The 13494-nt window shown below is 71.1% G+C and carries 8 protein-coding genes and 2 pseudogenes; 7 read left to right on the top strand and 3 right to left on the bottom strand.

From position 1 onward, the window contains the following. Positions 1-40: 40 nt before the first annotated feature. A pseudogene (locus ACWC24_RS34045) lies at positions 41-592 on the bottom strand (transposase); the annotation flags it as partial. Positions 593-815: 223 nt separating this feature from the next. Here ACWC24_RS34045 and ACWC24_RS34040 point away from each other — a divergent pair. After that, positions 816-1118: pseudogene (locus tag ACWC24_RS34040) on the top strand (DUF1062 domain-containing protein); the annotation flags it as partial. A 98-nt stretch (positions 1119-1216) separates the two neighbouring features. Here the strand turns inward: ACWC24_RS34040 and ACWC24_RS34035 are convergent. Next, positions 1217-2713 carry a cellulose binding domain-containing protein gene (locus tag ACWC24_RS34035; protein WP_450666768.1) on the bottom strand — a complete coding sequence of 499 codons (1497 nt, stop codon included), beginning with the start codon at positions 2711-2713 and terminating at the stop codon, positions 1217-1219. A gap of 292 nt (positions 2714-3005) precedes the next feature. Further along, on the bottom strand, positions 3006-4376 hold the full coding sequence (locus tag ACWC24_RS34030; protein WP_450666767.1) for a radical SAM protein: 1371 nt from the start codon (positions 4374-4376) through the stop codon (positions 3006-3008). 193 nt (positions 4377-4569) lie between these two features. Here ACWC24_RS34030 and ACWC24_RS34025 point away from each other — a divergent pair, with 193 nt between their 5' ends. From ACWC24_RS34025 to ACWC24_RS34000, 6 genes are all read left to right on the top strand, one after another. Beyond that, complete coding sequence (locus ACWC24_RS34025) at positions 4570-5814, top strand: FAD-binding protein (protein ID WP_450666766.1); 1245 nt, start codon at positions 4570-4572, stop codon at positions 5812-5814. Positions 5815-5928: 114 nt separating this feature from the next. After that, entirely contained in the window at positions 5929-7173 is a 1245-nt protein-coding gene (locus ACWC24_RS34020) for an ROK family protein (protein ID WP_450666765.1), read from the top strand. 267 nt (positions 7174-7440) lie between these two features. Beyond that, positions 7441-8706 (top strand): ABC transporter substrate-binding protein, encoded by a 1266-nt coding sequence (locus ACWC24_RS34015; protein ID WP_450666764.1) that lies wholly within the window; start codon positions 7441-7443, stop codon positions 8704-8706. Positions 8707-8726: 20 nt separating this feature from the next. Further along, entirely contained in the window at positions 8727-9692 is a 966-nt protein-coding gene (locus ACWC24_RS34010) for a carbohydrate ABC transporter permease (protein ID WP_450666763.1), read from the top strand. Then, on the top strand, positions 9689-10585 hold the full coding sequence (locus ACWC24_RS34005) for a carbohydrate ABC transporter permease (protein ID WP_450666762.1): 897 nt from the start codon (positions 9689-9691) through the stop codon (positions 10583-10585). The genes ACWC24_RS34010 and ACWC24_RS34005 overlap by 4 nt, the downstream gene beginning before the upstream one ends. A 27-nt stretch (positions 10586-10612) precedes the next feature. Beyond that, positions 10613-13483, top strand: a complete 2871-nt coding sequence (locus ACWC24_RS34000) for a glycoside hydrolase family 2 TIM barrel-domain containing protein (protein ID WP_450666761.1) — start codon at positions 10613-10615, stop codon at positions 13481-13483. Positions 13484-13494 lie beyond the last annotated feature (11 nt).

Below are 13494 nucleotides of genomic sequence, written 5' to 3'. Positions count from 1 at the left end.
CACCTCCCTTGGGCCTCTCTGGTCTCGTACGGGGCGGGAGTTACCCCGCGAGGGCGAGGTTGTGCAGCCGGGCGATGCCGAGCATGGCGGTGTGAACGCCGTCGCCTTTCAGACGGCAGTCACGAAGGATCTTCCATGCCTTCATCCGCGCGAAGACGTGCTCGACGCGGGCCCGGACCTTGCGGTGGGAGGTGTTGTGCTCCTCTTTCCAAGCTGGCAGTTCGGTCTGGCCGCGTTCACGGCGGTGCGGAACGAGCAGGCCGGTGCCCCGATAGCCGCCGTCCGCGATGACCGTGGCCCGGCCGACGGCGGCCTTCGCACCGGAAAGTTCCCACGCCTTGCAATCGTTGCGGTTGCCGGGCAGCGGCCGGCCGACGGCGACGACGAGTTGGGAGTCAGCGTCGATGACGACCTGATGGTTGGTCGAGTAACGATAGTTCTTCGACTGCTCGGCGATGGTGTGGTCGCGGGTCGGAACCAGGGTGCCGTCCACGATCAGCACGGCGTCCTTGCGGAACCTTCTGCGCTGCTGGAGCGCGAGCGACGACCCGAGGTGGTCGATGACACGGTTGGCGGCCGACTTCGGCACCCCGGCAGGACCGGGCACCACGAACGACGCCGCCACCTCCCGCACCCCGCCCACCCCCGCCCGTCCAACCCCGCACCACTGCAGTCACCCCGCTCAACGCACCCCACCCGAAAAGGTCACGCATTCGACCGGCAAACCCCCGTTCCCACCCACCGGCACCCGCCACCAGCCGCTCACCCACGCTCACGAAAACGCACTCGTGCACGGTCAAGCAGCAGCTCCACACCCCTCCCTGGCGGCCGAACTGCTCCAGGATCCGGCCGTGCGGCGCCGCAATCACGTGTCCCTCGACTGGGACGACGCCTGGCGTCTCGACACCCGCGGAACGGGTCACCTGGACCGCGAGGTGATCGACGTCTCGGTCCGCTTCTCGGCGCGGATCCCCGTCCGGGCGGTGCGGCTGATCGCCGAAGGCTGCCGTCTTTCCCGGGCCGAGGTCGAGAAGCTGATCACGGACGGGAAACTCGTCTCGGCGGTCCGGCTGAGCGGCAGGCTCTCCGACGACTTCACCTTCACGCTCAAGCGCTGAGCCCGTCCCGGGACCGCGGCCCGTCCGGCACGTTCCGCCGGACGGGCCCCGGACGGCAGCCGGGCCGGATCGTCGAGCACCGCGCCGGCTCCCGGCGCTCAGGACAGGGTGCAGTCCTGGCCGTTGAGGGTGAAGCCGTACGGCGCCGAGTCGGTGCCCTGCCAGGTACCGAGGAAGCCGAAGGCGAGGGTGCCGTTCGCGGCGACGGACTTGTTGTAGTCGGCCGCGGTCGCGGTGACGCGGGAGCCGCTCTGGGCGACGCTCGCGTCCCACATCTGGCCGACCCGCTGGCCGTCGCGGTAGGACCAGGCGACCTGCCAGGTGTCGAGGGCCCGCACGGTGGTGACGGTGACCCTGGCCTGGAAGCCGTCGGTCCATTCGCTGTCGAGGTCGTAGCGGACGTGGCAGACGGCCGCGCCGGTCTGCGCGGGGGCCGACGGGTGGCCCGCGGCGGCGGTGGTGGAGGAGGTGCCCTGGGGTTCCGGGTCGGGGTCGGGGTCGTCGTGGCGGGGTGTGGCAGAGGCGCTGTCGGCGGAGGGCCGCGGGGCCTCGTGGGTGACCGACGCGGACCGGGTGGCGGTGCCGGACGGCACGGAGGGGTGGGGATCGGCCACCGGCTGGCGGTCGTCGCTGACCGCCGCGGTGTCGGCGCCGTCGTCGCCGAAGGGCATCATCGACACGGCGAGGGCGAGCATCGAGACCAGGACGGCGGTGACGAGGAGTCCGTTGCGCACGGCGCGCGCCTTGTGGGCTCCGCTCTGGGTGTGGTCGCCGTCGGTGTCCTTGTCCTCGGGGCGGGGCGCGCCGAGACGCACCTCGACGGCGCGGCGGCGGCGCTCCAGGTAGGCGAGGCCGCCCCAGCCGATCACGCCGCCGGCGAGGGCGGCGGGCAGTCCGCCGCCCTGGAGGCGCAGACAGGCCGCGGCCTCGGCGCACTCCACGCAGGTGGCGAGATGCCGGGAGAGGTCCTCGGGGGTGTCGGCGACGGGCGAGCGGGTGACCGCGTCCAGCAGCCGACGGTAGCTGCGGCACTCCCCGTCGAGCGGTGTGTCGAGGTGGTTGCGGTGGCAGCGGTCCCGGAACAGGCCGCGCACCTGGTCGAGTTCCTCGCTCGCGGCGGCCGGGTCGAGGCCGAGCCTGCGGGCCACCGCCCGCACCGGCAGCGCCTCGACCTCGGCGAGCCAGAGCAGTGCCGCGTCGGGTTCCTGCATGTCGCGCAGACCGCGCAGCGCGATGGGGCGGCGCAGCGGCGGTCCGGTGTAGCGGGCGGCCTTGTCCGAGTTGAGCCACAGGCGCAGGTCGGGGTCGAGCTTGTGGCCCTGGCCGGCGGCCTCCCAGGCGGCCGCCGTGGTGCGCACGGCGGTCAGCAGCAGGGGGATCCTGGGCAGCCCGGAGGGGCGTCGGCCGGCGCCGCGCCGGCCGTTCGCCTCGGCCTCGCGGGACTCGCGTATACCGAGCGCGAAGGCGTCCCTGGCCAGTTGCTGGGCGGCCGCGGAACCGGCCGTGCACAGGTCGGCGTAGGAAAGCACCGCGTCCCAGCATTCCGAGAACAGTGCGGCCTCGGCGGCGTCCCGAGGGGTCGGCAGGTCGGGCATGGGTCTCCTGCATCCAGGATCGAGGTCAACTCGCCGTATTCGGCGAAGGAGTTGGGGGTACCTCGCAGCAGGGCCCGACCCTTTCACGTCCCCGTCACAACTGACAAGCGCCCTTTTCAGATGTCATGGCGTGACGGTCGCGCGGTCGGCAGGCCTGACACGAAAGCCCCCTCGGCTCCGCCCTACTGTACGGACTGCGACGGCACTTGTACTCACCGCGCGCATCACGCGCCACACCGCCGCGGTCCCGTCCGCCCTGTTCGCCCCTGTCACGCCCCGTTCGCGGTCCCGCTCACGCCCCGTTCGCGGTCTCCTTCACCGTTTCGTCCGCCGTCCCGTCCGCCGTCTCGTTCGCCGTCTCGTTCGCCGGGAGGCTGTCCATGAAGGAGCTCACGGAGAAGACGGCGTTGCCGGGGCCGGGCGGGCCGTAGCCGGGCGGGGAGGACAGGCCGAAGTCGTCCATCGTGGCCCGGTAGGCCTCCAGGAGCCGGATGTGGTACTCCAGCGGCGCGCCCTGCGGGTTGGCCTTGCCGAGCGGGGTCGTGGGCTCCGGGCACCAGGTGGTGAAGCGGGGCGTGATGCCGTGCGACATGAAGAAGCGCAGGCCCTCGGTGGTGGAGGCGATGGCCTCGTCGACGGAGGTGAAGCCGAAGGGCTCGGCCATCTCCACACCGGCCACGAAGTTGGGGATCACGTTGCGGGCGCCGAAGATCTCCGCGGAGTCCAGGATCCGCTTGTGCCACTCGTCACGGCCGACGTAGCGCTCCTTGCCGGGGCAGTACAGCTCGAACAGCCGCCGGTCCCACACCTCGTAGTTGGGGTGGTAGATCTGCACGCCGTAGTCCTTGAACCGCTGGACGTCGTCCTTCGGCAGGGCCTGGGCGACGACCTTGCCGATCCAGCGGCCGGGGAAGCGCTCCTCGATGGCCTTGGCGTAGTGGCCGTAGAAGTCGGCCTCGTCGCGCCCGGCGACGGTCTTGGTGATCGCGCCGCCGGTGAGGGTGTAGGCGGTGGAGGTCTTCTGGGTGTCGTAGCGGTCGATGATCTCCAGCGCCTCCAGCACCTCCTCCACGTCCTTGACGCCCGTGTAGGGCCGCCCGGCGGCCTTGTGCTGGCGCCAGTTGTGGTTGATGTCGCAGTACTGGCACTCCTCCTTGGCGCCGAAGTACTGGCAGACCCGGAAAACGGTCAGGTAGATCAGGTAGCCCCACTGGATGGTGGGGGCCACCTCCATGACGGACTTCCCGTTGGAGAGCTTGTGCCGGTAGTACTCGGGCATGGGCGGCACGCCGACGTCGGCGATGCGCCGGCCGTCGAGGTAGAGCCCGAGCAGGCCTTCCCCGTCGGCGGCGACGCGGTAGGGCGAGGTCGGGTTCACCCGCACCGAGACGACGGTCCGGCGCAGGTCGTAGGGCCCTCCGGTGAGGATGATCTCCTCCGGCGGGCGCCTGAGCGCGGCCTCGCCGAGCTCGGGCAGGGTGCCGTGGTCGAAGGAGAAGATGAAGTACGACTTCGGCTTGACCTCGCCGCTCTCGTTGTCGCTCAGCGCCGACGGATCGAAGGCCACGCCGCCGCGGAGCAGGTCCTCCTTGAAGACCGCCTCCCGCGGCACGTGCGGAAAGCGCTCCATCAGATCCTCGACCAGCGCGGTACGGCTGCCCATCCCGACTTCTCCTCCGACTCGCGTGTACGACTCCTCACGGTATGCCCACGGTCCCGCGCGGGTGCGGGCGGGGCCTCCGCGTGGCGCGAGACCCGCACAAAACACCCGTATCGGGAGACGTTCGGCCGCCAGTCGGGACGAGGTAGGTTCAACGGGGATTTTCCGATCTCGATCCTCCCGGAGGGACGACCGCATGGCCGAGCAGGTGAGCAACTGGGCGGGCAACGTCACGTACGCCGCCAAGGAGGTGTACCGGCCGCGCTCCGCGGACGCGCTGCGCTCGGCCGTGGCGGGGAACGCGCGGGTGCGGGCGCTGGGCAGCGGGCACTCGTTCAACGAGATCGCGGAGCCCGGCGGCGACGGGGTGCTGGTCTCGCTCGACGCGCTGCCGGCCGAGATCGACGTCGACACGGCCGCCCGTACGGTACGGGTCGGCGGTGGCGTCCGGTACGCGCAGCTCGCCCGGCAGGTGGACCTGCACGGGCTCGCGCTGCCCAACATGGCGTCGCTGCCGCACATCTCGGTGGCCGGGTCGGTGGCGACCGGCACCCACGGGTCGGGCGTCGGCAACGGGCCGCTCGCGGCGCCCGTACGGGAGGTGGAGATCGTCACCGCCGACGGCTCGACCCTCGTCCTCGGGCGCGGGGACGACCGGTTCGGCGGGGCGGTCACCTCGCTCGGCGCGCTCGGCGTGGTCGGCGCGCTCACCCTCGACCTGGAGCACTCCTTCACCGTCGAGCAGCAGGTGTTCACCGAACTCCCGCTCGCGGGGCTGGACTTCGAGTCGGTGATGGCTGCCGCGTACAGCGTGAGCCTGTTCACCGACTGGCGTGAGCCGGGCTTCCGGCAGGTGTGGCTCAAGCGGCGCACCGACCAGCCGCTCACCGACCGCCCGCCGGCCACGCCCGCCACCGAGGCACTGCACCCGGTGCCGGGGATGCCCGCGGTCAACTGCACGCAGCAGCTCGGGGTGCCGGGGCCCTGGCACGAGCGGCTGCCGCACTTCCGGGCGGAGTTCACGCCCAGCAGCGGCGCCGAGCTCCAGTCGGAGTACCTGATCGAGCGGTCCCGCGCCCTGGAGGCGCTGCACGCGATCGACGCGGTCCGGGCGGTCGTCGCGCCCGTGCTCCAGATCTGCGAGGTGCGCACGGTGGCCGCGGACGAGCAGTGGCTGAGCCCGTCGTACGGGCGGGACACCGTGGCCCTGCACTTCACCTGGATCGAGGACACGGACGCCGTCCTGCCGGTGGTGCGGCGGGTGGAGGAGGTGCTGGACGCCTTCGACCCGCGGCCGCACTGGGGCAAGGTGTTCACCGTGCCGTCCGGGCGGCTGCGCGGGCGCTACCCGCGGCTGGACGACTTCCGCGCCCTGGTCCGGGACCTGGACCCGACGGGCAAGTTCACCAACGCGTTCGTACGGGACCTGCTCGGCGGCTGACTTTGTACACCCCCTTTCCTAACCCCTTGTCGAAAGGCCCGGCGCCCCCATAGCCTGACGCCGCGCCGGTGCCGACGTGGCTCCGGCCGGGACCGGAAGGAACGAGGGCTTTCGGTGAAGCGCACGTCACGCGACATCCGCACCGCCAACCGCTACGAGGTGCTGCGCCAGATCATCGCCGCGTCGCCCACCTCCCGGCAGGAACTGGCGGTGGCCACCGGCCTCAGTCTCGCCACGGTCGCCACGCTGGTCGGCGAGCTGCTCGAGCTGCGCATGATCACGGAGGTCGGCTTCGAGGACTCGGCGGGCGGCCGCCCCCGGGGCCTGGTGGCCGTCAACTCCTCCGGCGGCGCGCTGATCGGTGTCGACATCGCGGAGACGTACGTCCATGTCGAGCTGTTCGATCTCGGGCTGAACGTGCTGGCCCGCGCGGAGGAGGACGTGCGCCCCGGCGAGAGCCTGCCGGAGCAGGTGGTCGGCCATGTCGCGGCCGCCGTCGGCTCGGTGGTCGCCCAGGCCGGGGTCGAGGCGGCCCGGGTCCTCGGGGTCGGGGTCAGTGTGCCGGGGCAGGTGGACCGCGACACCGGGCTCTCGGAGTACGCGCCCAACTGGGACTGGCACGACGTGCCGCTGCTCGACCTGCTCGCCGAGCACATCGCCTATCCGCTGTATCTGGACAATCCGCTGCGCGCCTGCGCGGTCGCCGAGTTGTGGTTCGGGGCCGCGCGGGGCCACGAGGACGCCGTGGTGGTCAATCTCGGCACCGGCGTGGGCGCCGGTCTCGTCGTGGGCGGCGGGCTGCACCGGGGGGTCAGCAACAGCGCCGGCGAGTGGGGTCACACCACGCTCGTGCTGGACGGGCGGCTGTGCCACTGCGGCAACCACGGCTGTGTGGAGACGTACGTCGGCGCGCCCGGGATCATGGTGAACCTGCGGGAGTCGAGCCCGCGCAGCGCCCTGCTGCACCCCGAGGACCAGACCGCCACCATCGACGCGCTGGCGCGGGGCGTGGCGGCCGGCGACCCGGTGGCGGTCAAGGTGGTCCGCGACACCGCACGCTATCTCGGCGCCGCCGTCGCCGACCTGGTCAACCTCCTCAACCCCGAAGTGGTCGTGCTGAGCAGCTGGGTCGCCTCCCGGCTCGGCGAGCCGCTGGCCCGCGAGGTGCGCGAGGCCGTCGCCCGGCACGCGCTGCGGCGTCCGCTGGCCGCCACCGAGATCGTCCTCTCGCCCATCCCCACCGATCCGGTGTGCCTGGGCGCGGCGACCTTCGCCCTGGAAGGCGCCCTCCAGTCGGTGGGGCAGCGCGGCCCCAGGCGCGCCACCCCGGCGAGGAGCCGTACCGCACCGTCTTCCTGACGTTCGCAGGTGCGGGGCGGGCCCACCCCGGGCACGGTCGCCCCTGCCCACCGAGGATCGCCGCTCACCCGAGTCGGCGGTCCTCAACTCCTTTGTGTCTGAGCCCTGTTCGTGATTCCGAACCGGAGGCAACGCTTCGGACGGGCTTCGTCCAACCCCTTGCCGAAGCCTTAGCAGAAGGTTAACGTCCCGCACCGCAACGCAAATGTCCGCCAGGCGGCGGCGCAGCAGTGGAGCCACAGCCGCACTCAAGACAAGGACGTCACCATGTCGGCATCGAGCAACAGCAACTGGTCCCGCCGATCGATCTTCCGGGCCGCCGCGGGCATGGCGGCCGCGGGCACGCTGGCCGCCTGCGGCAGCAACAACGGCCGTGGCGGCGGGTCGGGTTCGGGCGAGCACCTCGTGCAGTACTTCCACGCCTACGGCGAGGCGGGCACCGAGCAGGCCGTCAAGAAGTACGCGAAGGCGTATTCGAAGGCCGACGTCAGCACGCAGTGGATCACCGGCTCGGACTTCGAGAGCAAGCTGTTCGCCACCCTGCTCACCGCGAACGCGCCCGACCTGTTCGAGTTCCACCCGCAGATCCAGCTCGTCAAGAGCGGCCAGGTGGCGGACCTGACCGACATCGTCGACCCGGTCAAGTCCGACTTCAACCAGGCCGACATCGCCTCGCACACGGTCGACGGCAAGATATACGGCGTCCGGATGATCGACGACCCGCAGTTCTTCTTCTACCGCAAGTCGATGCTGGAGAAGGCGAAGGTCGAGGTGCCGCAGACCCTCGACGAACTGATCGAGGCCGCGGCCAAGCTCACCACCGGCAAGGTCAAGGGCGCCTTCCTCGGCAACGACCTGCACTCGGTCATCAACCCGCTGATCTGGTCCTCCGGCGCCGACACCCTCACCGCGGACAATCAGCCCGCCTTCAACACCGACGGCGTCGCCGAGGGCCTGACGAAGATGCGCAAGCTGTTCACCAGCGGCAGCCTGCTGCTCGGTGCCCCGGCCGACTACTGGGACCCGTCCGCGATCAACCAGGGCCTGTGCGCCATCCAGTTCTGCGGCATGTGGGCCATGCCGGCCATGCAGCAGGCCCTCGGTGACGACCTCGGCGTCTTCCCCTTCCCGAAGGCCACCGACGCCGGCAAGCCCTCGGTCTACAACGGCGGCTGGTCGATGTTCGTCAACGCCAAGGGCAAGAACGTCGACGCGGCCAAGGAGTACGTGAAGTGGCTGTGGATCGAGCAGAAGAAGTACCAGGAGGACTGGGCGCTGTCCTACGGCTTCCACATCCCGCCGCGCTCCTCGATCGCCGCGTCCGCGACCAAGCTCAAGTCCGGTCTGCCCGCCGAGGGCGTCAAACTCTTCGGCGAGTACGGGCACTTCGACAACATCGGCTGGACCCAGGCGATGATCACCGCCACCGAGAACGTCTTCGCCGACTGCGTCCGCAAGGGCGGCGACCCGAAGGCCTCGCTCGACACGGCCGAGAAGACGGTGTCCGCCGAGCTCAAGAAGCTCTTCGGATAGGCCGGCGGACCGACCTCGACATGGCGACGACGAGCAGGCTCGACCGTACCCGCCCCGTCCCGGCCGAGGCCACCACGGCCCGGCCGCGGCGGGGGCTGCGGGGCAGCCCCACCCTCAACTTCTGGCTCTTCACCGGCCCCTTCCTCCTCGGCCTGGTGATCTTCGTCTACGTGCCCATCGGCTGGAGCGTCTGGCTCAGCTTCTTCGAGGCGCGTTTCACCGTCACCCCCGACAAGTTCACCGGGTTCGCCAACTACCGGCAGATGCTGGACAACGGCAACTTCACCGGCGCGCTGGTCACCTTCACCGTGTTCGCCGCGCTCATCGTCCCCACCACCTGGGCGCTCTCGCTGGGCCTGGCGCTGCTGGTGAACCGGATGCGGTTCATGCGGGCGTTCTTCCGCTCGGTGTTCTTCCTGCCCACCGCGTGCAGCTATGTGGCGGCCTCGCTGATCTGGAAGATGTCCCTCTTCAACGGCGTCCGCTTCGGTCTGGCGAACACCGTCATCGGCTGGTTCGGCGTGGACAACATCGCCTGGCTCGCCGACCCCGACCCGCCGTGGTACTGGCTGGTCCTCGTGACCGCCCGGCTGTGGCTCCAGTCCGGCTTCTACATGATCCTGTTCCTGGCCGCCCTCCAGAACATCCCGCAGGAGCTGTACGAGGCCGCCGAGATCGACGGCGCGAAGCGGGGCTGGCAGACCTTCCGGCACATCACGCTGCCGCAGCTGCGCGCGACCTCGACCGCCGTGATCCTGCTGCTGCTCGTGGCCGCCTACCAGGCCTTCGACGAGTTCTTCAACCTGCTGTCGAAGACCACCTGGGGCCGGCCGCCACTGGTCGAGCTCTACTACATGGCCCTCGGCCAGAACCAGGACTACGGCGCGGGCAGCGCGGGCGCGGTCATGCTGACCCTGCTGATCTGCGTGGTCACCCTGTTCCAGGGCAGGCTCATGGGATTCGGCCGGGGAGAGGAGTCCAGGTGACCACCACCGCACCCCGCACCGGCCGGGCCGTGCCGCCTCGTTCCGGCCGCCCGCGACGGGTCCGGCACACCGGCCCGATGGGCTCCACCGGCCTGTACCTCGCCATCGGCGTCGCCGCCCTGCTCTTCCTGATCCCGTTCTATCTGCTGGTGCGCAACGCGCTGTCCACGGACCCCGAGATCACCGGCGAGAACTGGAAGTTCTTCCCCACCGACCTCCAGTGGGGCAACATCACCGAACCCTTCCGCGACCCGACGGTCGACTTCGGCAGGTCGATGGTGAACTCGCTGGTCGTCGGCGTCCTGCACACGGTCGGCACCCTGCTGGTGTGCTCGCTCGCCGGCTACGGCCTGGCCCGCATCCCCTACCGGCACGCCAACAAGATCTTCTACGCCGTCCTGTTCACCCTGATGGTGCCGACCGCCGTCACCTTCGTCCCGAGCTTCGTGCTGGTCTCGTCGCTCGGCTGGGTGGACAGCTACCGCGGCCTGATCATCCCGGGGCTTTTCAGTGGTTTCACCTGCTTCCTGTTCCGGCAGTACTTCCTGGGGTTCCCCAAGGAACTGGAGGAGGCGGCACGGGTGGACGGGCTCGGCCACTGGGGCGCGTACTGGCGGGTCGTCGTGCCCAACTCGCTGAACTTCTTCGCGGCGCTGGCGACGATCACCTTCATCAACGGCTGGAACTCCTTCCTGTGGCCACTGGTCATCGGCCAGGACCCGGGCGCCTGGACGGTCCAGGTCGCGCTGTCGTCGTACATGACCAACCAGACCGTCAACTACCACCTGATCTTCATGGCGACCGCCATCTCCCTGCTGCCGCTGCTCCTCGTGTTCCTCTTCCTCCAGCGCTGGCTGGTGCAGGGGATCGCGCAGACCGGCATCAAGGGCTGACGCCTTCCACCCAGGATCTGGAGACCGATGTCTGCTCGCCCTTCCGTCACCGCAACCGACTACGTCGAGGACGTCTCCCCCGGCAGCGGAGCCCTGCCACCGCGCGCCTGGTACGCGTCCTCGGACGCCGCGTCCCTCTCCCTGAACGGCAGCTGGCGCTTCCGGCTGTCGCCGACCGCGGACGCGCGGGACGACTCCTTCGCCGAGGAGGGGTACGACGCCGGGGACTGGGCGGAGGTGACGGTCCCGGGGCACTGGGTGCTCCAGGGGCACGGTTCGCCCGTCTACACCAACCATCTCTACCCCTTCCCGGTCGACCCGCCGCACGTGCCGACGGACAACCCCACCGGCGACCACCTGCGCTCCTTCGACCTGCCCGAGGACTGGCCGGACCTCGACGGGGGCGGCGCGGTGCTGCGCTTCGACGGCGTGGAGTCCTGCGCCCGGGTCTGGCTGAACGGCACGGACATCGGCGAGTTCAAGGGCTCCCGGCTGGCGCACGAGTTCGCGGTCGGGCACCTGCTGCGGCCGGCCGGGAACGTGCTCGCGGTCCGCGTCCACCAGTGGTCGGCCGGCTCCTACCTGGAGGACCAGGACCAGTGGTGGCTGCCGGGCGTCTTCCGTGACGTGACCCTGCTGCACCGCCCGGCGGACAGCGCCCTCGACTTCTTCGTGCACGCCTCCTACGACCACACCACCTGCGAGGGCACCCTGCGCGTCGACTCCGACGTCGACGGCCGGGTGACGGTGCCCGACCTGGGCGTCGACGTCGCCACCGGCGAGCCGGTCACCGTCCCCGTCGAGCCGTGGACCGCGGAGACCCCGCGCCTGTACGACGGGGTGCTGGCCACCGGGGGCGAGCGGATCCCGCTGCGGATCGGCTTCCGTACCGTGCGCCTCGCGGACGGACTGGTCCAGGTCAACGGCAGGCCCCTGCTGTTCAAGGGAGTCAACCGGCACGAGTGGCATCCCGAGCGGGGCCGCGCCCTCGACCCGGAGACCATGCTGGCGGACGTGCTGCTGATGAAACGGCACAACATCAACGCCGTCCGCACCTCGCACTACCCACCGCACCCGGCCTTCCTCGACCTGTGCGACGAGTACGGCCTGTGGGTGATCGACGAGTGCGACCTGGAGACCCACGGCTTCACCGAGCAGGGCTGGCGGGACAACCCCGCCGACGACGACCGCTGGACCCCGGCGCTGCTGGACCGCGCGGCCCGCATGGTCGAACGGGACAAGAACCACCCGTCCGTCGTGGTCTGGTCCCTCGGCAACGAGGCCGGCACCGGCCGCGGACTGACCGCGATGGCCGAGTGGATCCGCGCCCGGGACGCCTCCCGGCTCGTCCACTACGAGGGCGACCCCGACTGCCGTGACACCGACATGTACGCGCGGATGTACGCCTCCCACGCCGAGGTCGAGCGGATCGGCCAGGGCCTGGACGGCGGCACCCGCAGGCGGCGCCAACTGCCCTTCATCCTCTGCGAGTACGCCCACGCGATGGGCAACGGACCCGGCGGACTCGCCGACTACCAGCGGATCTTCGAGGCCCACGACCGGCTCCAGGGCGGCTTCGTCTGGGAGTGGATCGACCACGGCATCAGGCACCCGGAGCTCGGCTACGCCTACGGCGGCGACTTCGGCGAGGAGCTGCACGACGCCAACTTCGTCTGCGACGGCCTGCTGTTCCCCGACCGGGAGCCGTCGCCCGGACTCGTCGAGTACAAGAAGGTGATCGAGCCGGTACGCGTCGAGGGCGGCCCGGACGGCACCGTCCGGGTGACCAACCGGTACGACTTCGCCGACCTCTCCGCCCTCGCCTTCACCTGGTCGTACGAGCGCGACGGCGAGAGCGTCGAGTCGGGCTCCCTGGCCGTCCCCGCGCTGGCGGCGGGCGAGTCGGCCGAGGTGAAGCTGCCGCATCCGCCCGAGGAGCCGGGGGACGCGGAGACCCGGTGCACGGTACGGGCGCTGCTGGCGGCCGACACCGCGTGGGCGCCGCGCGGACATGTGGTCGGCTGGGGCCAGTTCGCCGTCACGCCCCGCACCCCGGTGCCGGTGGCCCCCGCCGCGCGGCCCGTACGCGCCGACGGCCGGATCACCCTCGGGCCCGCCGTGTTCGACGCCCGCACCGGCCGGCTCACCTCGGTCGGCGGGGTGGAACTGACCGGGCCGCGCCTGGACGTGTGGCGGGCCACCACCGACAACGACGACGGCGCCCCCTGGCAGTCGGACATCCGGCACGGCGTGCTGTGGCGCCAGTTGGGGCTGCACCGGATGCAACACCGCCTGGACGCGGTGGAGTCGACCGACGACGCGCTGACGGTACGCACCCGGGTGGCACCGGCCGCCCGCGAGGTGGGCCTGAACACGGTGTACCGGTGGACCTCGGACGGCGACCGGCTGCGGCTGACGGTGTCCGTGACCCCCGAGGGCGAGTGGAAGCTGCCGCTGCCCCGGCTCGGCGTCCGCCTCGGGCTGCCCGCCTCGGCCGACCGGGTGCGCTGGTACGGCGGCGGCCCCGGCGAGGCCTACCCGGACACCGGATCGGCGTCCCTGGTGACTCGTTGGGAGTCCCGCGTCGACGGGATGCAGACGCCGTACGTCCGCCCGCAGGAGAACGGCGCCCGCGCCGACGTCCGCTGGGTGGAGCTCGGCGGCCTGCGGATCGAGGGCGAGCCGGAGTTCTGGTTCACCGCCCGGCGCTGGACGACCGAACAGCTGGACACGGCCGCGCACCTGACGGACCTCACGCCCGGCGACACGGTGTGGGTCAACCTCGACCACGGCCAGCACGGCATCGGTTCGCAGTCCTGCGGCCCGGGCCCGCTCCCGCAGTACTTCCTGCACGCCGAACCCGCGGAGTTCTCCTTCGTCTTCACCGCGACGGGCTGACCGGTCCGGGA

Source organism: Streptomyces sp. NPDC001443 (assembly GCF_053597355.1).
Note: the sequence above shows the minus strand (reverse complement) of the source record. Positions and strands in the feature narration are given on the sequence as shown.

Excerpts from the sequence above, each read along its gene's own strand:
- ACWC24_RS34035 (WP_450666768.1), bottom strand. The coding sequence starts at position 2,713 with ATGCCCGACCTGCCGACCCCTCGGGACGCCGCCGAGGCCGCACTGTTC.
- ACWC24_RS34030 (WP_450666767.1), bottom strand. The coding sequence starts at position 4,376 with ATGGGCAGCCGTACCGCGCTGGTCGAGGATCTGATGGAGCGCTTTCCG.
- ACWC24_RS34025 (WP_450666766.1), top strand. The coding sequence starts at position 4,570 with ATGGCCGAGCAGGTGAGCAACTGGGCGGGCAACGTCACGTACGCCGCC.
- ACWC24_RS34015 (WP_450666764.1), top strand. The coding sequence starts at position 7,441 with ATGTCGGCATCGAGCAACAGCAACTGGTCCCGCCGATCGATCTTCCGG.
- ACWC24_RS34010 (WP_450666763.1), top strand. The coding sequence starts at position 8,727 with ATGGCGACGACGAGCAGGCTCGACCGTACCCGCCCCGTCCCGGCCGAG.
- ACWC24_RS34000 (WP_450666761.1), top strand. The coding sequence starts at position 10,613 with ATGTCTGCTCGCCCTTCCGTCACCGCAACCGACTACGTCGAGGACGTC.